This is a genomic window from Achromobacter sp. ACM02, from assembly GCF_014851605.1.
Taxonomy (GTDB): domain Bacteria; phylum Pseudomonadota; class Gammaproteobacteria; order Burkholderiales; family Burkholderiaceae_B; genus Achromobacter; species Achromobacter aegrifaciens.
Window position 1 is genome coordinate 44571 of the sequence record NZ_JACUZY010000001.1, and the last position, 21724, is coordinate 66294.

A 21724-nucleotide genomic window follows, 5' to 3' on the forward strand; every position below is an offset into this window, starting at 1 on the left:
AGCGGGATGACCCTAGTATGGGCGTGTTGGCGATAACTGGATAATTGCGATTCCTTATCAATCGATAACCAACTCGCCGGACGCATTCCATGCCGGAAATCGCCACTTTGCAGCAGCTGCGATCGCGCCTGCGCATCCGCCACCTGGTCTTGCTGGACGAGCTGGGACGGGTCGGCAATCTGCACCGGGCAGCCGAAGCCATGCACCTTAGCCAGCCCGCGCTGAGCAAGCTCCTGGGCGAGGCCGAGGCGCTGGCAGGGCAGCCCTTGTTCGAGCGTTCGCATCACGGCGTCGCGCCGACCGCGCTGGGCCTGCTGATGATCGATCGCGCGCGTCTGCTGCTGAATGAGCTGGACGCCACGCACGCCGAACTCGCGGCGGCCGCCAACGGCGCGACCGGCAAGGTCCGGGCAGGCATTTTTCCGGTGGTCGCGCACCTGCTGGTGCCGCTTGCGGTGCAAGGCCTGCAAGAAAGCCATCCAGCTCTGCGCATAGAGCTGTCCGAGGGCCTGGAAAAGCAGTTGCTGCCCGCCTTGCGTGCGGGCGAGCTGGACTGCGTCGTGGGACGGCTGGGGGTGGAGGGTGCGGACGCGGATCTGCAATGCGAGATCCTTTACGACGAGGCTACCGCAGTCGTCTGCGGCCCCGCCCATCCGCTGGCCTCGCGCAGCCGCCTGAGCGGCGCCGCGCTGGACAACTGCCGCTGGGTGCTGCCGTCGCGCAACGCCGCGCTCTACAGCATGGTCGCCGCCGCCGTCTCGGCGCGCGGCGCAGGCTTTCCGCAGGTAGCCATCGAATCCAGCGCCATCCTGACCATCGTCTCGTTGTTGCAGCGGACCTCGCTGCTGTCGGCCATCCCGCTGCGTGTGGCGCGCTCTCTGGCGGCAAACGGGCAACTGGCCATCCTGCCGCTGGCCTTGCAGGCGCGGCTGCATCCCGTGGGCATCATGACGCGGCGAGATGCGCGCGCCGCGGCTGCGGCATCGTTGTTCCTGGATGCGCTGCGAGTCGCTGCGACGACGGTGCGCGCCGACGCAAGCGTTTGAATGCCGGCAGTCAATAAATAAAATATAAACAAGTAATCATGTTTGTTTATATTTTGAAATATTTCAGGAGTTTAACTATATTGCGACAGCGGCGTTTTCTTGATTTCAGCCGTGCGATTTTCAAATGATTGCGATGCAAATGCACGGGGACGGAATTCAGAATGAAGCCGTGGGCACAAGACCTTCTATTGGCGACTAATAGCGCAACCACTGAGCAAGCTGTTTTCACGAAGGTGGCAGCCGCTGCATTGGATTTGGGGTTTACTTATTGCGGGTATGCAGTGGGGACGGCCTTGCCGTTTACCAACCCTCAGGTCGTCATGATCAGCAATTATCCGACTGTGTGGCAGGAGCGCTACGCGCAGGCGCGTTACGTGGAAGTCGACCCTACCGTAAAACACTGCAGCCAGTCTGCGCTGCCTATCGTCTGGTCGGAGAGGGTGTTTGCCAAAACGCCAGAGCTTTGGGACGAGGCGCAGGCAGCCGGGCTTTGTGTGGGATGGGCCCAGTCGAACCTGGACGCGTACGGAACCGGCGGAATGCTGACGCTGGCCAGGCAGAAGGAGCAACTCTCCGATGAGGAACTGCTCAGCAAGGAATTGCGCATGCGATGGCTGGTGACCGTTGCGCACCTGGCGCTCAGCAGGGTCTTGCTGCCGCGATTTAAATTAACGCCAGATACTCCGCTGACGCGTCGCGAGACCGAAATTCTAAAATGGGCGGCGGACGGCAAGACCAGCAGCGACGTGTCCGAAATACTGGCGATTGCCGAGTCGACGGTCAGATTCCATACGAAAAACGCCATTTCCAAGCTCGGCGCCCGGAATCGGACTGCAGCCGTCGCTCGCGCCGCGTTGCTCGGACTTCTACGATAAGTGGGCGGCGCCTTGGCAGCCAGTCGATTTCCGCACGTTGCGGGATCGAGATTCGGCAGATGCCGGAACCCGGCGCATAAAGCAAGACAGGGCACTACATCGTTAAATGTAGTGCCCTGTCTTGGCGGGAATTTTGGTGGAGCGGAGGAGGATCGAACTCCCGACCTTCGCATTGCGAACGCGACGCTCTCCCAGCTGAGCTACCGCCCCAATGAAGCAAGACCAAGACTATACAGGAATGTTCTTGGCCTGCGCAATATGCCGCCGAACAAAAAATCAGGCGAATGCCAAGGTCGCAACGACCGGGGCGTGATCGGACGGTTGTTCGTTGCGGCGCGGCTCCTTGTCGATGACGCAGGCGGTGCAGCGCTTGACCAGCGGCGCGGACAGAAGGACATGATCGATGCGCAGGCCGGCATTGCGGCGGAACGCGAACTGGCGGTAGTCCCACCAGCTGAAGGATTTCTCCGGTTGCTCGAAAAGGCGGAAGGAATCCGCCAGTCCCAGGTCGAGCAGGGCGCCGAAAGCCTTGCGCTCCGGCTCGGACACCAGCACCTGGCCTTCCCATTTTTCGGGGTTGTGCACGTCTTCGTCGGCCGGCGCGACGTTGTAGTCGCCCAGCACGGCCAGCCGCGGATACTGCTTGATCTCGTCGGCCAGCCAGGCTCGCATGGCTTCGAACCAGTCCAGCTTGTAGGCGTACTTGTCCGAACCCACCGACTGGCCATTGGGGCAGTAGGCGCAGACCACGCGCACATCGCCTTCAGGGCTGGGGAAAGTCAGCGCCAGGACGCGCTGCTGCGGATCCTCATACCCGGGAATGTTGCGCACCATCGACGTGCCGGGCACGCGCGAAATGATGGCGACGCCGTTATAGGTTTTCTGGCCCGCCCAGACGGCATGGTAGCCGGCTTCGGTGAAGGCGGCCTCGGGGAACTTGTCGTCCGTGAGCTTGAGTTCCTGGATGCACAGCACGTCGACGGGATTGGCTGCCAGCCAGTCCAGCACCTGCGGCAGGCGCACATTCAGGGAGTTCACGTTCCAGGTGGCTAATTTCATGGTTTTTGTAGACCGTTCATTCATGCGGCTTGCGGCGGCGTCGCCTGCCACGGTCCCGGTTCCAGTTAATCATCTGGCCATACATCCGGGGCGTGGTCGGCGGTCGCCGGGGACAGACGCAGATGATACCGTGGCCGCGCAGCCCGAGCCGGCGGGCTGTCCATTCTGAAGTTGACGTAGAGGCTTTCGAGGCTTCGTGCCGCAAGCAATCTGGAGCAGATTCGAATCCCTGTAAAAAGCGCCAGGTTAGGGCGAAAACGAGGGCGCGGCGATAGACATTCGATTTTTCATTAATGATAATTTTTCGCAATAGATTGAGTTATTACAAGTCACCATAAATCTTTGCGCGGAGGCGCTTCAATGTCCATGGGTACGCAGGGAGTGGGGCTTGGAGACATATTCATTGCGCATCGGGCGCAGCTTCGTCGCATCGCGCAAAGAATCGTGGGCACGCCGGAGATCGCGGACGAAGTCACGCAAGACGCCTACCTGAAACTCATGGAAGGGGCATGCGCGCGCGATGTCAGCAAACCTTATAGCTATTGTTGCCAAGTGGTTCGCAATCTGGCGTTGGACCACTGTCGCCGTCAGGCCGTCGAATCTACGTATCGCATCTATACCGACGACGGGGAGTTGCCGCAGGTCGCCGGCGGCTGCGTGCCGGACCGGCGCTTCCAGGAGCGGCAGGTGATCGATGCCATTGACCAGATCCTGGGCACCTTGCCGCCCAGGACGCGGCGCGCCTTCGAACTCTACAGGCTCGGCGGTTTGACGCAGCGGGAGGTTGCGCGGCAAATGGGCTGCTCAGCCACGCTTGTGAACTTCATGCTCCGGGATGCCACCGAAGCCGTCGCCAGCTGCCGCGATTTGCTGGAGGCCTGAGCCCGCAGGCATCAGGCTGCGCAGTTGCCCCTTGGGCCAGGTGGGCGCAGGCATGCGGTTTGGACAGCGTGTCGTCCCTCAGAGAGGTTATCGTGGATAACCTTTTCCTTTACCATAGCGCCAACCAGCCTTTTAGCCCCCAAGGTAGCCTATGGGCGATGACATCAATTCGAAGCAAGACCCGGTCTGGGATGTTGCCTGGTCCTGGGTGCTGCGCCAGCACGAGCACGATAGTTTCGATGCAACCGACGAAGCCGAGCTGGTGCAATGGCTCGCCGCCGATGCGGCACATCGCCAGGCCTACGACAAGGCTGGCCGCCTGTGGTTGATGGCGGGTCTGGTTCCTTCCGCGAACGATATCGATGTTCCGGGCGCCGAGGACCTCGGCGGCAAGGCCTAGTTTTCAGGCCTGTTCTCGCCACGTCTGCCTCCATTGACGCCATGCCGCCATGCGCGGCTTGCATCTCCTGCCGCGCAGCAAACTCGATCAGCGTGGCATCCGCAAGGATGCGTTTGCATGTGCCCGCGCGCAACCAACGTGTGTAGAGAAGTTCGCCGCGGCGGCAGTCGCTGGCAACAGGGCCCACAGGTAGTCCAGGCTCCAGGCCGAGGCGGCGGCCCGCAAATCGTTGCCCGAGACGTTCAGGTGCGCGGCGTACCGTCGTATCGTGTCGCCAAAAAGCGGGTCGCGGCCCAGTAGGCGCGTAACGGGAACCGCGCCTGCCGGCCATTCAGGGGCGCAGTGCAGTGCCTCTGCGTAGGCCGCCCAGTCACCATGGAACAACGGGGAAAGCAGGGGAATCATCGCCGCTTTCCGGACATGATGAGGCTCAAAAGCGATACCGTGCGTTGAGCACGACGGTCCGTTCCTGGCCATACTGGCACTGGCTGCCATCGCCGACCGACTGGTAGCAAGTTGCGACATACTCCTTGTCGGCCAGGTTCTGGACGTTCAGCGCGAAGCGCCAGGGTCCTGTGTCGTATTGCAGGGCGGCGTCAAAGAGTGTGAACGACGGCGTTTTCCAGGTGTTGGCTTCGTCGTTGTAGACGGATCCGACATAGCGCACGCCAATCCCGATGCCGAGGCCGCGCAGCACGGAGTCCGGCAGGCGGTAGTTCAACCAGGCCGATGCCATCTGCTTTGGCGTCGCTGTCGGCACCTTGCCCTTATCGGGGCCGTTGCTGTCGGTGATCTTGACGGCGCCGTAGGTGTAGGTGGCGATGAGGTCCATGCCGGGGGCCAAGGCCGCTTTTGCTTCCAGTTCGATGCCCCGCGACCGCACGGCGCCGTTCTGTGTCTGATAGTCGGGGTTCGTCGTGTCCACCGTCAGCGCATTGGTCTTGCGCAGGTCGTACAAGGCGACCGTGTACAAGCTGCGTCCGTTGTCGGGGGTGAATTTCAGGCCCACTTCGTATTGTTTGGCTTCCGTAGGCTTGAAGGGCGTATTGTCGGCATCGCGTCCGACGGTCGGCAGGAACGACTCGGCATAGCTGAAATATGGCGTCCAACCCGTGCCGGTGAGATAGCTGATCCCGAGGCGCTTGGTGAACTTGTTGTCTCTCTGCGTGGTATCGGTTTCCGCCAGACGATCGAGGGATCTCAACGTTGTCCAGTCCATGCGTCCACCCAGCGTGATCAGCCAGTGTGGCGTCAATTTGATCTGGTCCTGCACGTACAGCCCGAGTTGACGCAAGCGCTGCTTGGAGTCGTCGAAGTCCGCGATCGGCGACACCGTCACGGGCTGGCCGTACACGAGGTCGTAGATGTCGAGCGGTCCCGTCTCGCCCGTGTAGACCCGCCTGGCATTGTTCTGCCTTTCTGCGTCCAGGCCGAACAGCAACGTGTGCGCGATGCTGCCGGTCTTGACCTGGCCTTCGACCTGCGTGTCTATCGCAATTTGTCGGTTTTCGTCCTTGAACTTGCGTACCTGGCGTTGCATGGTCCTGCCATCGTCCTCCAGGCTGAGCGACATGATGCGACGATAGGTCACGTCGACCTCGGACAAACGCGTGTTCTGGCGCAGGGTCCAGGCGCTGCTCAGCTTGTGCTCGAACAGGTAGCCGACGGTAGCCTGGTCCTGATCGAAGCCCGAATACCCGGGTTCGCCTTCGAGCAGCGACGCGGATTTCCGGGTCGACGCACCGGGCGGTGCATAGCGGAATGCAAACCCGTCGTTGCGATCGCGGAGGAATTCTGACAGCAGCGTCAGCGAGGTGTCCGGGGTCGGTTTCCAGGTAAGCGATGGCGCCAGATAGCGGCGCGTGTTCGAGACTTCATCACCGCTGGCATACCTGTCCTGCGTGTCCGCGTTCATCCCGAGGCCGATGATCCGATACAGGATCCGTTCCTCTTGGTCCAGCGCGCCGCCCACGTCCACAGCAAGCTGGCGCCGGTCCTCGTTGCCGATCTGGACCTCGATTTCGCGCGGCGAGTCGGCGGCGGGGCGCTTGCTGACGCGGTTCACGATTCCGCCCGCGTCGCCTTTTCCATAAAGCACCGAGGTGGGGCCGCGTAGGACTTCGATGCGTTCCAGACCGTAGGATTCGCTGCGCTGACTCGCAAAGGTGCCTGCGTTGGTGTTCATCCGCAAGCCGTCCTGGTATAGCGACGTGCCGTAGCCCGAGAAACCGCGCAGATTGATCCAGTCGTCTTGTCCGCGGATGTCCGCGCCATACGTCTGGCTGGCCACGCCAGGTACGTAACGCAGCGCCTCGACCACGGACAAGGCGCCACGATCATCCAGCTCGTCTCGGCCGATGACGGAAATGGACTGCGGTACTTCGGTGATCGGCGTGCTGGTCTTGGTGCCGGTAAGGCTGCGTTCGGCAACATAGCCGGACACCGGTCCGGTGGCGGAATCCCGGTCTGCCTCCACTCTTACTGTGGGGAGAGTGACCACGATGTCGGCTTGGCCTGGTTCTTGGGCCAGGGATGTGCCGGTGACGGCGATGGTCAATAGGCCGGCCTGGGCGACGCGCGCTATGGGTGCGAGAGGCCGCGCCGGCGGTTCGCTGTTACGCAGCGGATAGTGGATTCTCATCATTTTGGTTTTGACGGTTGAAATGGCGATGCGTCGGCGGGTAGGTTCGCGAGTTCGCTGGCTGCATCGATGTAGCGAACTAGACGTTGCGCATCGGGTTTTGTTTAGGCGGGCCGAGCCAGCTTTACCCGGGACGTACCGCGGAAGGGCGGGCCGGGAAGTTGCTGCTAAACAAGCGAGTGGTTATTTCGTCTTGTTTGCGTGGCGTGCGGGGTCTTGTGGCTTTTCAAATCTTCTTTCTATTGGCGCAGATGACGAAGACGAAGCTGGTTTACGTTTGGTCCTTGAGAAATGCCGCGGCCGACAGGGCCGGGCAGCACATTGAGTACAAGGGTGGACGGCGCTATATGAAGTCGCCGCTGGAGTACCTGGCTGAAACCTTGAACGGGACCGAGCTGGGGGATGCCTATTCGTTGGAAGCGGTCATCTTCGACGACGACGAGGGCTCGGTCCGGGACCGCGAGAGCGTGGGGGACTATGGCTTTTCATGGCGGCCCGGCGGGCAATGGTTCTATCCGCCTGCGCTCGAGGTGGGTGGGCGGCGGGTGAACGACCTGCTCTGTTCGGTTCCATCGACCTATCGGCGGCTGCCGCTGGACGCGGCGGACCGGCCCGCTGGTAAGTGCGCCTTCGAGGCGCGCCTGCTGGACAAACTGCTGGTCCTGGGCGCCGAACTGGTGGTGCTCGATGGCCTGCTGGTCATACTGGACGAACTGGTGCGCCCTGGTGCGCCGTTCCATCGGAAGATCGTCAACATCCACCCTGGCATCACCAGGATCGAATCGCCCTATGAGCGCCGAGGAGCCTACGCGACGCTGGACGCCTTGCATGGAGCTCGCGGACAGAAGGTCGTGGATTGGCAGACCGGCGAAACGAAGCAGGTGCCGGTGGTGGACATGACCGGAGCGTCGTTTCACTACGTCGACAATGGCATCGATTCAGGCGAAGTGATTCTGGACGTGCTCAATACGCGCATCGACCCGCGGGACACGATCCTGGAACTGCGCTGGAACAACTTCAACAACAGCCTGTTTCCGGCCCTGCGCCAGGGGCTGGCGCACATGGCGGCGATGCTGGCGGCATGACGCCTCAGGGCGCCGAAGCCGGATGGTCGGCATCGGCGCGCCATACCTACAGGAAGGATTTGAAGGATGGGCTTCGCGTACCGGTTTGCGGCGAAACGGCGCCAGATCATTGCGTGTGTCTGGAGATTGATGCTGGGCGGCGCGTTGGCGCTGGCCGGCGGCGCCCATGCAAAGGCGGATGAACCTGGAGTTCGAGCGCAAGCAACAGGCGTCGAGATTCGACGCACCACCGATGGTATCCCTCATGTTCGCGCGGAAAGCTGGCTAGGGCTCGGCGTCGGCGTCGGCTACGCGCAGGCCCAGGATGCGCTGTGCACCCTGGCCGAAGCGTTCGTGACCTACGAGGGCAGGCGGGCGTGGTTCTTCGGCGCCGAAGAGCGGCCGGCGCGGGACTCCACCTTCGGGCGGCCGAAGAACGTCGATCTGGATTTTTTCTTTCGCGCCTACGCCGATGGAGAGGTCTTGGCCCGCTATCGGGAGCAGGAGCCGCCCGAACTGAACCAGCTCGTCGAAGGGTTCGCCGCGGGCTACAACCGTTACCTGGCCGATGTCCGCGCCGGTCGGGCGTTGGCGGTCGGTCGTCCTTGTCTGAATCAGCCCTGGGTGCGCGATATTTCGGCGGACGACGTCCATCGGCGCATGTATGCGGCCCAGATCGCCGCCGGTTATGCCAAGTTCGTCACAGAGATGGCCAACTCCAGGCCCGCTGATCCCGCTGCCGTGCCGCAGGAAGGGGCGGGCGGACGCGCCGCGTTGCGCAGCCGGTTGGCTCAAACCATCGGTGCGCAGCCCGGCATCGGCAGCAATGTACTGGCCTTTGGAAGCGCGGCCACCGGCGGCGACGGCGCGGTGCTGTTCGGCAACCCGCACTGGTATTGGGGCGGGCCGGATCGCTTCTACCAGATGCAGCTGACGATTCCTGGGAAGCTCGACGTGGCGGGCGTGGCCTTTCTGGGCTTGCCGATAGTCATGATAGGTTTCAACCGCGATGTGGCCTGGAGCCATACGGTGTCACAGGCGCGCCGCTTCGGATTGTTCGACCTGGCGCTGGATGCGGCGGATCCGACGCGCTACCGGGTCGACGGCAAGATGGAGGCGATGACGACACGCGAAGTCGCCGTCGAGGTGCGCGCGGAAGACGGAAGTGCGCAGCGCCTGACGCGTACCTTCTACCGGACCCGATACGGGCCGGTGGTGGATCTGGGCGGACACCACGCGGCATTTGGCTGGGGCACGGCGCACGCATTGGCGATCCGCGATGTGAACGCCGACAACTTTCGCATCTTTCGCAATTTCTTCTACTGGAACCAGGCGAAGTCGCTGGACGACTTCATCGGCATCCAACGCCGCGAGGCGGCTATTCCCTGGGTCAACACGGTGGCGATAGGTCGTGGCGAGGGGCGTGGGGCCGGCCGGGTCTGGTTTGGAGACGTCGGCGCGGCGCCAAATGTTCCGGATGCGCTGCGCAAAGCGTGCGTCACGGCGCTGGCGGAAGCGTTCGCCAGCGTGGACCCTATCACGCCGGTTCTCGACGGCAGCCGTTCGGATTGCGAATGGCAGTCGGATCCGGCGGCGGCGCAGGCCGGCGCGATGCCGGCTGCGGCAATGCCTTCGCTGCTGCGTGAGGACTATGTGGCGAACATGAACGACAGCTACTGGCTCAGCAATGTCGCCCAGCCGCTGGAGGGATACGCGGCGGTGTTGGGCGGAGAGCGCCAGCCGCTGGGGCTGCGGGGGAGACTGGGGCACCGCATGGCGCTCGACCTGATTCAAGACAAGGCCGAGTCCTCGGAAGCCCTGAGCCGGCGACTGATGCGGGAGGTGCTCGTGCCCAGGAACCATGCCGCCGAGTTGTTCAAGGACGAGGTGCTGGTCCAGGCTTGCGTGCGGTCGGAGGTCGAGCTGGATGCCGATGCGTTGGCGGCTGGGGAGCCGGGAGCATTGCGTAAAGGGGAGTCGGTCTCGCAAAAGGTCGACATAGCGCCAGCGTGCGAAATCCTGCGTCGTTGGCCGAACAAGGCTGATGCGCATGACCGGGGCGCCTTGCTGTGGGAGGCGCTTTGGGCCCGCTTGGAACGGATTCAGGCGGACGATCTTTATGAGGTGGCGTTTGCCAGCGAATCGCCGCTGGAAACTCCTCGCGAGCCGCGCGCGGGGCGGGGCGCGGCGGCCCGGGCATTGGCGGCGACCGTGCTCGAGTTCAGCGACAAGGGTTGGCTGTTGGATGGCGCGCTGGGAACGCGCCGCTTTGTGACCAGCGGCGGGCGACACCTTCCCCTCTATGGCGGATGCGACTCGGCGGGCTATTTCACCGTGGCTTGCAATGAAGATCGCGGTGCCCGGATGGGCCCGGACACCCTGGGCAACAGCTATCTTCAGGTCGTGCGTTTCAGCCCGTCCGGCATGCAGGCGCATACGCTGCTGGCGCACGGCCAGGATGAGAACGCGGTGGCCAACGGTCAGGGCTGGGGGCCCGTGCTGCGGTACGCCCGCAAGGCTTGGCTGTCTTTCCCATTCAATGAGGAGGAGATCGAGCGGGATCCTGCGCTGGAGCGGTTGCGTCTGCTTCCTTGATGCCGTTGGCGCATCGCTCACGTAAACATATGGCCGCGCCGCTCGTCTAGGTGTAGATGGTTCCCGAAGCCATGGCCGCGCGAGCCGTGCCCGCGTCCCTCTCCATCCCAGTCCGAGGCGATTCCCTTGCTTTCTTACCTGATTCGACAGTCGCGCAAGCTGCTGATGGCCGCGGCATTGGCCAGCATTGCCCAGGGCGTGTGCGGCGTGCTGCTGCTCACTCAGATCAATGCGGCCTTGACCGCGGCCTCTTCGGCGGAGCGCGCGGCGCTGGCATGGCGCTTCGCGGCCTTCGCGGTGGCGGCCATGCTGAGCCAGATGACGGCCTCGGTGCTGTTCGAGCGGTTGAACCAACGCGCCCATGCCGACCTTCGGCGCTTCATCTCGGCGCGGGTTGTCGCCGCGGATTACCGGCGGCTGGAGGAGATCGGCGGTCCCAAGGTGCAATCGGCCCTGTCGGAACACAGCGCGCGGGTGGCCGAGTTCTTTGTGAGCTTTCCGACGATCCTGGTCAACGCCATCATCGTGGCGGGATGCCTGGCCTATATGGCATGGCTATCCTGGCAGGTGTTTCTGGCGGCGGTAGCCGTCATCGGGCTCGGTTCTCTTGGGTACCATCTGGCGCATCTGCGCGCGATCCGGCATTTGGAGGTGGCTTCCAAGGAGCAGGACCGCTTGTTCGGCCATTTCCGTTCGCTGGTGGAGGGGGCCAAGGAACTGCGTCTGCACGCCGTCAAGCGCCGCCGCTTTGCCGACGACGTGTTGGGCCGCTCCATCGAGACCGTGCGACGCGAACGCGCGCTGGGCATGTCGATCTTTCTGGTGTCGTCGGCCTGGGGCAATTTCCTGCTCTACGGCTTTATCGGCTTGACCTTGTTCGCGCTGGTGGGCGATGTGCCCGACCGCGCCAGCGTCATGACCGGCTTCGCGCTGATCTTCGTCTACATCGTGGGGCCCCTGGAAAATCTGTTGATCGCCTTGCCGCGCGCCAATCTGGCTCAGGTGTCGGGTGCGCGCATCGACGAAATCACCTCGCAGCTTGAACATGATGAGGGCGATGGCGCCCCCGCGACTACACTGGGTTTGACGAGTGTGGCGCTGCGGGGCGTTTGTCATCGCTATTACCACGAAGGGGCTGACGACATGTTCACCCTGGGGCCCGTAGACCTGGATTTTTCGCCGGGTCAGATCACCTATCTGGTCGGGGGGAACGGCAGCGGCAAGACCTCGCTGGCCAAACTGCTTGCCGGGCTATATCGGCCGGAGCAGGGCGCCATCCTGCTCAATGGCGAGCCGGTGGACGACTGCAGCCGTGATCGCTATCGCCAGACGTTTTCGGCCATTTTTTCCGACTTTCACCTGTTCGAACATACGCTCGATGCCGCGTCCGCCGAACTGGACGCGCAGGGCAACGCCTTGCTTGAAAAGCTGCGTTTGCAGCACAAGGTGCAGGTGCGCGACGGGGCCTTCACCACGCAAGCCCTGTCGCAGGGGCAGCGCAAGCGCCTGGCCCTGGTGGTCGCGTACCTGGAGAATCGGCCTTTCCTGTTGTTCGACGAATGGGCGGCCGATCAGGACCCGCTGTTCAAGGACGTGTTCTACCGCGAATTGCTGCCGGAGTTGCGGGCCCGCGGCAAGGCGGTGCTGGTGATCTCCCACGACGACCGCTATTTCCATCTGGCCGACCGCCTGATACGGATGGAGAATGGCCAGATCGTGGCAATCGAAACGACGGTTGCGCGCGATCCGGCGACCTTGGCGCCCGCCGAGCTGGCTGCCGCGCAATGAGAGGCAGCCGTTCCTCGGCGCCACCCAGATAGTTTATGTGTGAATTTTTATTTCCACCCGGCGTGGCGTGCTCAGCCAGGGATGATTGCTTCGCGCCGCTGGCGGGGAATACACAAAATGTTCTATTTTTTGCGGTTTTCTAATGCCTGAGAATTGACCCGGCGTCTACGCTCCCTACAGTTCCCTGAACGGAGAGGAGTATGAAGCCCCTTGATTTGGATCAGGTTTCTCCTGGTGTGGCCGTCATGCCTGGCGTCCCCATCGTCGGCTGGTTGCTGGACGGGCCGCAACCCGAGTTCACCGATGTCGTCAGCGTCGCCCGCCAATGGATGGCGGACGGGCAGCGCGTGTCAGAAGTGGTGCGGGCGCAGGACTACCGCGCAACGCCCGCGGGGCCTGGGCACATCCTGATGCGCGCCTGCGCCATCGCGGGCCAGCGTTGAGGCGCCGGGGAGAAAACAATGAGAACCGGAGTGATCAGGCTCAACGGGCATCAGCTCGAATACGAACTCAGGCCGCTTGCGTCCCAGCAAGGCTACGAAGCCTGGGTGCGCACCGCGCCAGGCCGCGAATGGACGCGGATAGGCGTGGGCGATTCCGCCTTCGTGAGCGAGGACGCCGCGCTCAAGGGCATCAAGTACGCCGCAGTGGAAATCAGCGCAAGACGATTGCAGGCATAGCGCGCGGCGCGCCGTGTTGGCGCAGCGCGGCTCAACCCTTCACCAGTCCGCCGTCGACGATCAGGTTCTGGCCCGTCACCGCGCGCGACCAGGGGCTGGCGAAGAACAGCACGGCGTCGGCGAATTGCTCGGGCGTGGTGACTTCGCGCAGCGGCGTGCCCGCGGCAATCATGTCGAAGACCGCGTCCGGCGTGGCCGCCGAGGCGTCGGTGGTGCGCAGCAAACCTCCCGACACCATATTGACGGTGATGCCGTCCGCGCCCAGTTCATGCGACAAGGTGCGGGTGAAGGCCAGCAGCGCAGCCTTGGCCGCGGTGTAGTCGTGGTATGGCACCACCGGGTTCTGGACCAGGTTGGTGCCCACGTTGATGATGCGCCCGCCGCCAGCGGTCCGCATGGCGGGCAGAGCGGCCTGCGTGGTGTTGAGCGCGGCGCGCACGCTGCCTTCCAGCTGCGCGTTCATCTGCGTCCAGTCCAGCGCGCCGGCATGCGGACGGGCATCGCCGTTGAACTGGAAGGCGGGCAGGGCGTTGTTGACGACGGTGGTCACGGGCTGGCCGAAATGCTTGGCGGCTTGCGCGAACATGGCGGCGACGGCGGCCGGGTCGCGCACGTCGGCCTGCAGCGCGATGGCGCGGTCCGGCGCACTGGCGGCCAGTGCCTGCGCGCGTTCGGCGCTGTTCAGATAGTTGACGACGACCTTGGCGCCTTCGCGCAGGAAGGCGCGGGCGATGGCGGCGCCCAGGCCGCGGCTGGCGCCGGTGACGACGACGAGCTGCAGGTTCAGGTCCAGGGAGGGGCGTTGTTGCGATGACATGTAGTTAAGGCTTCCTGCTCAATGTTCCGAGCCGCTGTTCAGCATGCGGCTGCGGGCTTTTTCAATATGGGCGCGCATGACGTTGCGCGCGCCTTCGGCGTCCTGTTCCTGGATCAGCCGGTAGATGTGGCGGTGTTCTTCGATGGCGGCGCGGGTGCGCTTCCAGGGTTCGCTGTGGACCAGGTGGCGCATGACGTTCACGGCGTGGCTGACGTCGTACTCCAGGGATTTCAGCACCTGCACGAAGCGCTGGTTGCTGGTGGCCGCGGCGATGGCGCGGTGGAATCCGTAATCGTGATGGTGGGCGATGGCGCCGGAAGCGTCGGCTTCTTCGTAGCCGGTCAGCATGCGGTCCATTTCGCGCAGGTCTTCGTCGGTGCGGCGCAGCGCAGCCAGGTAGGCGCATTCGGGCTCGATCACCATGCGCAGTTCCAGGCCTTCCAGGATATGGCCGACGCGGCGCGCCGGGTCGACCGCGGGCATGCCGCCCATCAGGTCGGGTTTTGCGCGCACATAGGTGCCAGAGCCGCGGATGGAGTCCACCAATTGGTCTTCGCGCAGCCGATCCAGCGCCTGCCGCACCACCGGTCGCGATACCTCGAACAGCGCGGCCAGCTCCAGTTCCGTTGGCAGCTTGTTGCCGGGCGCGATCTTGCCGGTGGCAATGGCATAGAACAGGCTTTCGTAGACGCGCTCGGCAAAGCGTTCGGCGCGCACGTAGCCCAGGCCCGAAGCCACTTCCGCCAGCACGTCCAATTCAGGACGGGGGCGGTCCACGGCTTGCAGCAGCGATTCCAGCTGTGGATCCCGCACATTGCTCATCGTCATTCCTACATGCATTGCCGGGCTTGTCAGTCACCATGACAAATCCGGGGTGGCGTTAAGCCGCTGAATTATTAGGGATTACCCGAGGTGGTCGGGAAATATCCTGACTCTTGGGACAAAAGCTGTCAATTCAATTGACAAGTTGCGGCGCGCTCCCGTACCTTGATCCGAAACCAAAACGCAACCCGCGCGCGACGCCATATCCCCGCAACCGGCCGTTCGGCCGCTACTTTACTCCGCACATCGTGACTCAGAAGAACTTTATCGCCAACCAATGGGTGGCCGCCGCCACCGGTGAAACCATTCCCGTCCTGAACCCGTCCGATGGCAAGCCCTTCGAGGCGATCGCGCGTTCGGGCGCGGCGGACGTGGACCGTGCCGTGACTGCGGCGCGCGAGGCTTTTGAAGGCGAGTGGGGCCAGATGGCGCCCGCTGCGCGCAGCCGCCTCTTGATGCGTATCGCCTTTGCGCTGCTGGAGCGTCAGGAAGAGCTGGCGCAGCTGGAATCGGCCGACACCGGCAAGCCCATCAAGCAGGCGCGCGCCGACGCCGCCGCCGTTGCCCGCTACTTCGAGTTCTATGCCGGCGCGGTCGACAAGCTGCATGGCGAGACCATTCCCTACACCCCGGGCTTCACCGTGCTGACGGTGCGCGAAGCTCACGGCGTCACCGGCCACATCGTGCCCTGGAACTATCCGCTGCAGATCTTCGGCCGCAGCGTCGGCGCGGCCCTGGCCGCGGGCAACGCGTGCGTGGTCAAGCCCGCGGAAGACGCTTGCCTGTCGCTCTTGAAGCTGGCGGAGATCGCGGCCGAGGTCGGCCTGCCGGCAGGCGCCTTGAACATCTGCACGGGTTATGGCCATGAAGCCGGCGCGGCGCTGTCCGCCCACCCGGGCATCGACCACATCTCGTTCACCGGTTCGCCGCAGACGGGCAAGATGGTGGCGCATGCCGCCGCCGAAAACCACGTGCCGGTCACGCTGGAACTGGGCGGCAAGTCGCCCCAGATCGTGTTCGACGATGCCGACCTGGACGCCGCCATGCCGGTGCTGCTGGCCGCCATCATCCAGAACGCGGGCCAGACCTGCTCGGCCGGCAGCCGCGTGCTGATCCAGCGCGGCGTGTACGAAACGGTGCTCAAGCGCCTGTCCGACGCGTTCTCGGCCACCGTTACCGGTCCGGCCGCGGCCGACCTGGACGTGGGCCCCCTGATCAACGCGCGCCAGCAGGACCGCGTGCGCGGCTTCCTGGCTGAAGCCGAAGCTGAAGGCATGAAGGTCGCGGCCCGCGGCAAATTGAAGGAAGGCACGCCCGAGGCCGGTTTCTACCAACCGCCCGTGCTGTTCCGCGACGTGCCGCCCAACAGCCGCCTGGCGCAGGAAGAAGTCTTCGGCCCGGTGCTGGCCGCCATGATGTTCGACACCGAGGAAGAGGCGCTGGAAATCGCCAACGGCACGCTGTACGGCCTGGTGGCCGGCGTCTGGACCCGCGACGGCGGCCGCCAGCTGCGCCTGGCGCGCAAGCTGCGCGCAGGTCAAGTCTTCATCAACAACTACGGCGCTGGCGGCGGCGTGGAGCTGCCTTTCGGCGGTTCGCGCCAGTCGGGCTATGGCCGCGAGAAGGGCTTTGAAGCGCTGTACGGCTTCACCACCCTGAAGACGATCGCCATCCGCCACTGATCCCGGCTTGCGGGCGGCCCGGCCCCTGGCAAAATATCGGTTAACGTTGATGTTTTGCTTCAGGGGCGCCGCCCCGCATTCAGGATCCGTATGTTCACCGGTATTGTTCAAGGCACCGCGAAGATCGCCAAGATCGCGGATCGCGAAGGCCTGCGCACTTTCACGCTGGATTTCCCCCCTGGTTTTTGCGTGGACCTGGCCATCGGCGCCAGCGTGTCCACCGATGGCGTCTGCCTGACCGTCACGGAAATCCTGTCCGAGAACCAGGCCACTTTCGACGTCATGCTGCAAAGCCTGGCCATCACCACCCTGGGCAGCTACCAGGAGGGCGACCGCGCCAACGTCGAGCGGGCCGCCAAGGACGGCGCCGAGATCGGCGGCCATCCCTTGTCCGGGCACGTGGATTTCACCTCTGAAGTGGTGATGGTGAAGTCGTCCGATACCAACCGCCTGATGCGCTTCAGCATCCCCGAGGCATTCCGCAAGTATGTCTTCGCCAAGGGCTATATCGCCATCAACGGCGCCAGCCTGACCGTATCGGAGGTCAACCGCGTCGAGGGCTGGTTCGAGGTCTGGCTGATTCCGGAAACCCGCCGCATGACGGTGTTCGAGGACAAGCAGGTGGGCGATTTCGTCAACATCGAGATCGAACGCAGCACCCAGGTGGTGGTCGATACCGTGCGCGAAACCGTGCAGGAAAGCCTGGGCAAGCTGCAGCCGCTGCTGGAAGCCATCCTGAAGGAAAAGGGGCTGACGCTGGAAGACTTCGTCAGTCCGCAGGGCAAGCTGAAGTAGTGAGCGGGGGCGAGCGGGGCAGGCGGCGCTTGGCCCCTCAGCCGGAAAGCCGGGCCGAAGTCAGGTCCGTCAGCACGCCATTTTCCAGGACAGCCATCGTCAACTTGTCGACCGTGCCGCGGATTTCAAGTCCGTTGCGGTTCAATTCATCGCACAGCGATTTCATCAGTGCCCGGTTGGTGGACGACCCCATGGTGATGTGCGGCACATAAGGAATGTCCAGGCGCAAGGTCGGCGCCAGCACCTGGCGGTACAGGGCGTCATGCAGCCGCGACAGCTGGCTGTGGCCTTCATCGGGAACCAGGTACGCGTAAGCGTGCGCGGGGTCGGCCCCCAGCATGGCGTAACGGCATACGAAGTCTATCGGGCCGTGCAGGCCTGCGACCTCTTCGAGGTGCTGCTGGTAGGCCTGTTCGTCGATGCCCGCGCAGCCGAATGCCATGGTGAAGTGCGCCTGCACCAGCGGATGCTGGCCGTCATGCTGGCGCCGGAACTCCTCGATGAACGCGGAGTCCGACGCGCCGAGGCGCGGATAGGCGAGCGTGTGGAGCTTTTTCATGCTTCCAGTCTGCCACTGCGCCGCGCGAAAGCAAACCCCGCCGGCTGGCGGCGGGGCGGGGCGTTCAGTAAGAGAACGGCTTGCCTTGCGGACGCACGCGGATGCCGGGCTGCAGCCGGGTCCAGGGCAGGTCGGCCGGGTCGGCCTGCATCGGGCCGGGCGCCTTGGCCACCAGCACTTCGTGGGCGATGGGCTGGAAGTCCGCGCGGAAGTGCACGGAACTCTTCACCACCAGTATCGCCATCTCCTCGGGCTGCACGCCGCCGACGCGGAACAGGTTGCGGTCCAGCATCTGCGACTTGGTGGCGCTGACCACCACCCGCACGCCGCCGATGCGCAGGCCGGCCACGGCTTCCAGGTCCACGTCCATACCGTTCATCATCGGCCCGTCAAAGCGCAGCTTGCCGGGCGACAGGGTTTCGACCACGAACTCGCCTTCGAAAGCCGAGTCGCCCGCCACGCCCGATTGGCCTCCCAGGCTCAGGCGGACCTTGCCGCCGATGCCGGCCGCGGTGGCCTGGCGTACCGCCTCGGGGTCGTAGAACAGCCCCAGCGCGGCATTCTGGGCATCGGCCTGCACCAGCGCGCGCAGCATGCCGGTGGTGTTGGCGTCGCCGCCAGCGCCCGGATTGTCCTGCGTGTCGGCGATGACCACGGGGCGCGATGCGCCCGCCGCCAGCGCCTGCGCGCGGCGCACGGCCTCGGACGGATCGAGGAAGTCGGGCGACCATTGCGGCTCCAGTTCCAGCACGCGCTGGTACAGGGTTTCGGTCACGCGTTCGACGGCTGCCGCATCGGTGCCGTAGGCCCAGACCACCGGGCCGCACTCGGGGAAGTCCGCCGCCGGAAAGCCGGGCGCGAACGAGATGGAGGCCACGCCCGGAGTCTGCTCCAGGCTTTCCAGCAGCTCGTACACACCCTTGGACGGCTGCAGCATCGTGCACATGCCGTTGATCGGAATCAGGAAGGGCAGGCGGCGTTCGCTGCGGCTCCAGCTGTCGCCGGCCGCGATACGGGCCTGCAGCAGGCGCGCCGCGTGCTCGCCGGTGTCGGCCATGTCCACATGCGGATAGGTGCGGAACGCGGCCAGGCCGTCGGCTTCCTGCAGCATCTGCGCGGTGACGTTGGCGTGCAGGTCCAGGCTGGCGATCACCGGCACGTCGGGTCCGACGATCTGGCGCACGCGCGCCAGCAGTTCGCCTTCACCGTCGTCCAGGTGTTCGGCGACCATGGCGCCGTGCAGGTCGAGGTAGACGGCGTCGTAGCTGCCGTTGCGGGCCGCGTCCAGGATTTCGCCGGCGATTCGTTCGTAGGCGTCGCGGGTTACATGGGCCGAGGGGCTGGCGCCCGCCCAGATCACGGTCTCGACCGTATGGCCCTGGGCCAGCGCCGCGTTGATGAAGCCGCCGGCGGGGATGTTGACCTCGCGCAGCGCCAGCATGTCCTTGCCGCGCACCATGGCGGGGAATCCTTCGCCGCGCACGAAGTTGTCGTAGGCGGCGAGCGACGGCGCGAAGGTGTTGGTTTCGTGCTGGAAGCCAGCAACCAGAATATGCATGATCGTTTCCTGTGAGTTGGACTTCAGGCGCGGGCGGGCGCGGAACGGGGCGGACGGTTCACCAGCAGGAGCAAGGCGCCTGCCACCAGCAAGGCGGAGATCACGTACAGGCCGCCAGCCAGCGTGCCCGTGGCTTCCTTGGACCAGCCGATGATGGACGGGCTGAGGAATCCGCCGAGCAGGCCGATGCTGTTGATGAGGGCGATGCCGCCGGCTGCTGCCTCTCCTTTGAGGTACTGCGAAGGAATCGCCCAGAATACCGTGTAGGAGGCCCACATGAAGCCCGTGGCCAGGGTGATGGCGCTCAGGGATAGCGCGAATTGCGTCGGCGCGGCGGTGGCGATGCACAGGGACACGCCGGCCAGGAGCGCCGGAATCAGCGTATGCCAGCGCCGTTCCTGCATGCGGTCCGAGCTGCGCGCGAACCACAGCATGAAGACCGCCGCGGCGATGTAGGGGATGGCGGAATACAGGCCGATCTCCATGGTGTCGTGCACGCCCGCCAGCTTGAGCAGCGTGGGCAGCCAGAAGCTGACGGCATAGATGCCGCAGATCAGGCAGAAATAGGTCAGGGCCATGCCGTAGATGACGGGGTCGCGCAGCACCTGCTTGAAGGCGTGCTTCTGCTGCGTGCCGCGGGTCTCCAGGTCGGCCGCCAGCAGCGCTTTTTCGTCGGCGCTGAGCCACTTGGCCTCGGCCGGCTTGTCGTCCAGGTAGCGGTACGCGATGACGCCCAGCAGTACGCAAGGCAGGCCTTCCAGCAGGAACATCCATTGCCAGCCGTCCAGGCCGTGCGCGCCCGAGAACGCGGTCATGATCCAGGCCGACACGGGGCCGCCGACGATGCCGCCGATGGGGCCGGCCAGCATCACCACCGCCATGACGCCGGCCATGCGCGACTGCGAGTACCAGTAGGTCAGGTAGAAGATCATGCCGGGCGCGAAGCCGGCTTCGAATACGCCCAGCATGAAGCGCAGGACGTAGAAGCTCCATTCGCCCTGCACGAACAGCATCGAGGCCGAGGTCAGGCCCCACAGCACCATGATGCGGCTGATCGTGCGGCGAGCGCCGATGCGGGTCAGCAACAGGTTGCTGGGCACTTCGAAGATGACGTAGCCCAGGAAGAAGATGCCGGCGCCCAGGCCGTAGACGGCGTCGGAAATGCCGATGTCCTGCTGCATCTGGAGCTTGGCGAAGCCGATGTTGATTCGGTCCAGGTAGGCAAAGACGTAACAGAGCAGCAGGAAGGGCAGCAGGCGCCACGTGATCTTGCGATAGAGCGGGGCCAGGCGCGGGTCCGCGCCCGGCGTGGTCGGATGGGGCATTGCATGTCTCCTCGCGCGGGTCTGGCGCCCGCGCTGGCTGGGGTTGGGCCGGAAACCCTGTGGCTTCCGCGGCCGCCATTATTGGAAGACAGGGGCGTTCCGAACAATGACCGGGGTGATAAATTATCGTTGCCCTGTGGGCAACGCTTGAATCACCTTCAACCGGCGCCACCAGGCGCCCCAGGAACGCGGGATATGCAGGAAATCAGCCAGGTCCGCCTGAAGTACTTCAACGAGGTCATGGCCTGCGGCTCGATACGGGGCGCGGCCGACAAGCTGGATACCGCGGCCTCCGTGATCAGCCGGCAGATCCAGCTGCTGGAAAAGGAACTGGGCGTGCAGTTGTTCGAGCGGCGCTCGCGCGGGCTGACGCCCACCGAGGCCGCCGATATGCTGCTGGAGTACCACCGCGGCTGCCGCGCCCAGCAGGAGCATCTGAATGCGCGCCTGCAGGAATTGCGCGGCATGCAGCGCGGCAACGTGCAGCTGATGATCAGCGAAGGCTTTATCGACGGCCTGATGGAACACGTGGTCGGGCCGTTCTGCATCGAATATCCGCAGATCAACATCAGCGTCAACGTCGGTTCGGTCAATGAGGTGGTCGAGGCGGTGGCCTCGGACGCGGCCCACATCGGGCTGGCCTACAACCCGCCGGTGGACCCGCGGCTGCGCTGCCGCGCCAGCCGCAAGCATCCGGTCTGCCTGCTGGCGGGCCGCGGCCATGCCCTGGCCGCAAGGCGCGGGCCGCTGACCATCGCCGACATCATGCCGTATCCCTTCGCGCTGATGTCCGCGCCCTACGGGCTGCGCCAGGCGGTGGACCTGCTGGAATTCACCGAGCGCATCCATCTGACGCCCAGCCTTACCACCAATTCGCTGCGCGTACTGAAGCAGTACGCGATGACCGGAGCGGGCGTGACGCTGATGCCGAACCTGGGCGTGCATCATGAGCTGGCCAGCGGCGAACTGGTGGCGATTCCCATCGCGCATCCCATCCTGAGCGCGCCCGAATGCCAGGCGCTGCTGCGGCTGGGGCGGCCGCTGTCGTCCGCCGCCAATGAGGTCATGCGGCGCATAGAACAACGCCTGCCGGCGTTCTCGGGCGGCTGAGCGCCAGCGCGCCGGGCCGCGCCCGC

The 21724-nt window shown here is 64.5% G+C and carries 19 protein-coding genes and 1 tRNA gene; 12 read left to right on the forward strand and 8 right to left on the reverse strand.

The annotated features are described in order from the left end of the window. The first annotated feature begins 89 nt into the window (after positions 1 to 89). Positions 90 to 1046 carry a LysR substrate-binding domain-containing protein gene (locus tag IB258_RS00190; protein ID WP_054456549.1) on the forward strand — a complete coding sequence of 319 codons (957 nt, stop codon included), beginning with the start codon at positions 90 to 92 and terminating at the stop codon, positions 1044 to 1046. Between the two features lie 161 nt (positions 1047 to 1207). Continuing rightward, complete coding sequence (locus IB258_RS00195; RefSeq protein WP_192351964.1) at positions 1208 to 1921, forward strand: autoinducer binding domain-containing protein; 714 nt, start codon at positions 1208 to 1210, stop codon at positions 1919 to 1921. Between the two features lie 134 nt (positions 1922 to 2055). Here IB258_RS00195 and IB258_RS00200 read toward each other — a convergent pair. Continuing rightward, a tRNA-Ala gene (locus IB258_RS00200) sits at positions 2056 to 2131 on the reverse strand. Positions 2132 to 2197: 66 nt separating this feature from the next. Next, positions 2198 to 2980, reverse strand: a complete 783-nt coding sequence (gene xth / locus IB258_RS00205; RefSeq protein WP_054456551.1) for an exodeoxyribonuclease III — start codon at positions 2978 to 2980, stop codon at positions 2198 to 2200. Between the two features lie 360 nt (positions 2981 to 3340). On the opposite strand from xth, the gene IB258_RS00210 reads away from it, so the two are divergent. Together IB258_RS00210 and IB258_RS00215 are read left to right on the forward strand one after the other, a co-directional pair. Beyond that, complete coding sequence (locus IB258_RS00210; RefSeq protein ID WP_119449087.1) at positions 3341 to 3862, forward strand: sigma-70 family RNA polymerase sigma factor; 522 nt, start codon at positions 3341 to 3343, stop codon at positions 3860 to 3862. Between the two features lie 151 nt (positions 3863 to 4013). Next, the gene (locus IB258_RS00215) at positions 4014 to 4262 is read left to right on the forward strand and encodes a DUF4880 domain-containing protein (protein ID WP_175214466.1); all 249 of its coding nucleotides are present in this window, start codon (positions 4014 to 4016) and stop codon (positions 4260 to 4262) included. Between the two features lie 430 nt (positions 4263 to 4692). Here IB258_RS00215 and IB258_RS00220 read toward each other — a convergent pair whose 3' ends face one another. Next, positions 4693 to 6819 (reverse strand): TonB-dependent siderophore receptor, encoded by a 2127-nt coding sequence (locus IB258_RS00220; RefSeq protein ID WP_225590232.1) that lies wholly within the window; start codon positions 6817 to 6819, stop codon positions 4693 to 4695. Positions 6820 to 7154: 335 nt separating this feature from the next. Here IB258_RS00220 and IB258_RS00225 point away from each other — a divergent pair, with 335 nt between their 5' ends. The 5 genes from IB258_RS00225 to IB258_RS00245 all read left to right on the forward strand — a co-directional run bounded on the left by IB258_RS00225 (position 7155) and on the right by IB258_RS00245 (position 13030). Next, entirely contained in the window at positions 7155 to 7988 is an 834-nt protein-coding gene (locus IB258_RS00225; protein WP_192351965.1) for a N(5)-hydroxyornithine transformylase PvdF, read from the forward strand. A gap of 66 nt (positions 7989 to 8054) precedes the next feature. Continuing rightward, positions 8055 to 10562: a penicillin acylase family protein gene (locus tag IB258_RS00230; RefSeq protein ID WP_225588705.1), complete on the forward strand. Its 2508-nt coding sequence runs from the start codon at positions 8055 to 8057 to the stop codon at positions 10560 to 10562. Between the two features lie 126 nt (positions 10563 to 10688). Next, complete coding sequence (locus IB258_RS00235; RefSeq protein ID WP_192351966.1) at positions 10689 to 12350, forward strand: cyclic peptide export ABC transporter; 1662 nt, start codon at positions 10689 to 10691, stop codon at positions 12348 to 12350. Between the two features lie 200 nt (positions 12351 to 12550). Continuing rightward, complete coding sequence (locus IB258_RS00240; protein ID WP_054456554.1) at positions 12551 to 12793, forward strand: hypothetical protein; 243 nt, start codon at positions 12551 to 12553, stop codon at positions 12791 to 12793. A gap of 18 nt (positions 12794 to 12811) precedes the next feature. After that, a complete protein-coding gene (locus IB258_RS00245; protein WP_125472666.1) occupies positions 12812 to 13030 on the forward strand; it encodes a hypothetical protein in 219 nt (72 codons plus the stop codon). Positions 13031 to 13061: 31 nt separating this feature from the next. Here the strand turns inward: IB258_RS00245 and IB258_RS00250 are convergent, their stop codons facing one another. Together IB258_RS00250 and IB258_RS00255 are read right to left on the reverse strand one after the other, a co-directional pair. Then, positions 13062 to 13847, reverse strand: a complete 786-nt coding sequence (locus IB258_RS00250) for a 3-oxoacyl-ACP reductase (RefSeq protein ID WP_119449118.1) — start codon at positions 13845 to 13847, stop codon at positions 13062 to 13064. 18 nt (positions 13848 to 13865) lie between these two features. Next, complete coding sequence (locus IB258_RS00255) at positions 13866 to 14669, reverse strand: FadR/GntR family transcriptional regulator (protein ID WP_054456557.1); 804 nt, start codon at positions 14667 to 14669, stop codon at positions 13866 to 13868. A gap of 245 nt (positions 14670 to 14914) precedes the next feature. On the opposite strand from IB258_RS00255, the gene IB258_RS00260 reads away from it, so the two are divergent. Together IB258_RS00260 and IB258_RS00265 are read left to right on the forward strand one after the other, a co-directional pair. Further along, positions 14915 to 16351, forward strand: a complete 1437-nt coding sequence (locus IB258_RS00260; RefSeq protein ID WP_192352224.1) for an aldehyde dehydrogenase family protein — start codon at positions 14915 to 14917, stop codon at positions 16349 to 16351. A 90-nt stretch (positions 16352 to 16441) separates the two neighbouring features. Beyond that, positions 16442 to 17146: a riboflavin synthase gene (locus IB258_RS00265; RefSeq protein ID WP_054456559.1), complete on the forward strand. Its 705-nt coding sequence runs from the start codon at positions 16442 to 16444 to the stop codon at positions 17144 to 17146. A gap of 37 nt (positions 17147 to 17183) precedes the next feature. Here the strand turns inward: IB258_RS00265 and IB258_RS00270 are convergent, their stop codons facing one another. The 3 genes from IB258_RS00270 to IB258_RS00280 all read right to left on the reverse strand — a co-directional run bounded on the left by IB258_RS00270 (position 17184) and on the right by IB258_RS00280 (position 20588). Continuing rightward, complete coding sequence (locus IB258_RS00270) at positions 17184 to 17705, reverse strand: 2'-5' RNA ligase family protein (RefSeq protein WP_054456560.1); 522 nt, start codon at positions 17703 to 17705, stop codon at positions 17184 to 17186. A 64-nt stretch (positions 17706 to 17769) separates the two neighbouring features. Beyond that, positions 17770 to 19263 carry a M81 family metallopeptidase gene (locus IB258_RS00275; protein WP_119449119.1) on the reverse strand — a complete coding sequence of 498 codons (1494 nt, stop codon included), beginning with the start codon at positions 19261 to 19263 and terminating at the stop codon, positions 17770 to 17772. Between the two features lie 23 nt (positions 19264 to 19286). Continuing rightward, positions 19287 to 20588, reverse strand: coding sequence for an MFS transporter (locus IB258_RS00280; protein WP_175162611.1), 1302 nt, complete (start codon positions 20586 to 20588; stop codon positions 19287 to 19289). 195 nt (positions 20589 to 20783) lie between these two features. Here IB258_RS00280 and IB258_RS00285 point away from each other — a divergent pair, with 195 nt between their 5' ends. Further along, entirely contained in the window at positions 20784 to 21698 is a 915-nt protein-coding gene (locus IB258_RS00285; protein WP_119449121.1) for a LysR family transcriptional regulator, read from the forward strand. Positions 21699 to 21724: the final 26 nt, after the last annotated feature.

What these genes read in the sequence shown, in the direction of transcription:
- xth (WP_054456551.1), bottom strand. Translation starts at nt 2,980, where the DNA reads ATGAAATTAGCCACCTGGAACGTGAACTCCCTGAATGTGCGCCTGCCG.
- IB258_RS00255 (WP_054456557.1), bottom strand. Translation starts at nt 14,669, where the DNA reads ATGAGCAATGTGCGGGATCCACAGCTGGAATCGCTGCTGCAAGCCGTG.
- IB258_RS00275 (WP_119449119.1), bottom strand. Translation starts at nt 19,263, where the DNA reads ATGCATATTCTGGTTGCTGGCTTCCAGCACGAAACCAACACCTTCGCG.
- IB258_RS00225 (WP_192351965.1), top strand. Translation starts at nt 7,155, where the DNA reads ATGACGAAGACGAAGCTGGTTTACGTTTGGTCCTTGAGAAATGCCGCG.
- IB258_RS00270 (WP_054456560.1), bottom strand. Translation starts at nt 17,705, where the DNA reads ATGAAAAAGCTCCACACGCTCGCCTATCCGCGCCTCGGCGCGTCGGAC.
- IB258_RS00195 (WP_192351964.1), top strand. Translation starts at nt 1,208, where the DNA reads ATGAAGCCGTGGGCACAAGACCTTCTATTGGCGACTAATAGCGCAACC.
- IB258_RS00285 (WP_119449121.1), top strand. Translation starts at nt 20,784, where the DNA reads ATGCAGGAAATCAGCCAGGTCCGCCTGAAGTACTTCAACGAGGTCATG.
- IB258_RS00210 (WP_119449087.1), top strand. Translation starts at nt 3,341, where the DNA reads ATGTCCATGGGTACGCAGGGAGTGGGGCTTGGAGACATATTCATTGCG.
- IB258_RS00190 (WP_054456549.1), top strand. Translation starts at nt 90, where the DNA reads ATGCCGGAAATCGCCACTTTGCAGCAGCTGCGATCGCGCCTGCGCATC.
- IB258_RS00215 (WP_175214466.1), top strand. Translation starts at nt 4,014, where the DNA reads ATGGGCGATGACATCAATTCGAAGCAAGACCCGGTCTGGGATGTTGCC.
- IB258_RS00280 (WP_175162611.1), bottom strand. Translation starts at nt 20,588, where the DNA reads ATGCCCCATCCGACCACGCCGGGCGCGGACCCGCGCCTGGCCCCGCTC.
- IB258_RS00240 (WP_054456554.1), top strand. Translation starts at nt 12,551, where the DNA reads ATGAAGCCCCTTGATTTGGATCAGGTTTCTCCTGGTGTGGCCGTCATG.
- IB258_RS00230 (WP_225588705.1), top strand. Translation starts at nt 8,055, where the DNA reads ATGGGCTTCGCGTACCGGTTTGCGGCGAAACGGCGCCAGATCATTGCG.
- IB258_RS00245 (WP_125472666.1), top strand. Translation starts at nt 12,812, where the DNA reads ATGAGAACCGGAGTGATCAGGCTCAACGGGCATCAGCTCGAATACGAA.
- IB258_RS00265 (WP_054456559.1), top strand. Translation starts at nt 16,442, where the DNA reads ATGTTCACCGGTATTGTTCAAGGCACCGCGAAGATCGCCAAGATCGCG.
- IB258_RS00250 (WP_119449118.1), bottom strand. Translation starts at nt 13,847, where the DNA reads ATGTCATCGCAACAACGCCCCTCCCTGGACCTGAACCTGCAGCTCGTC.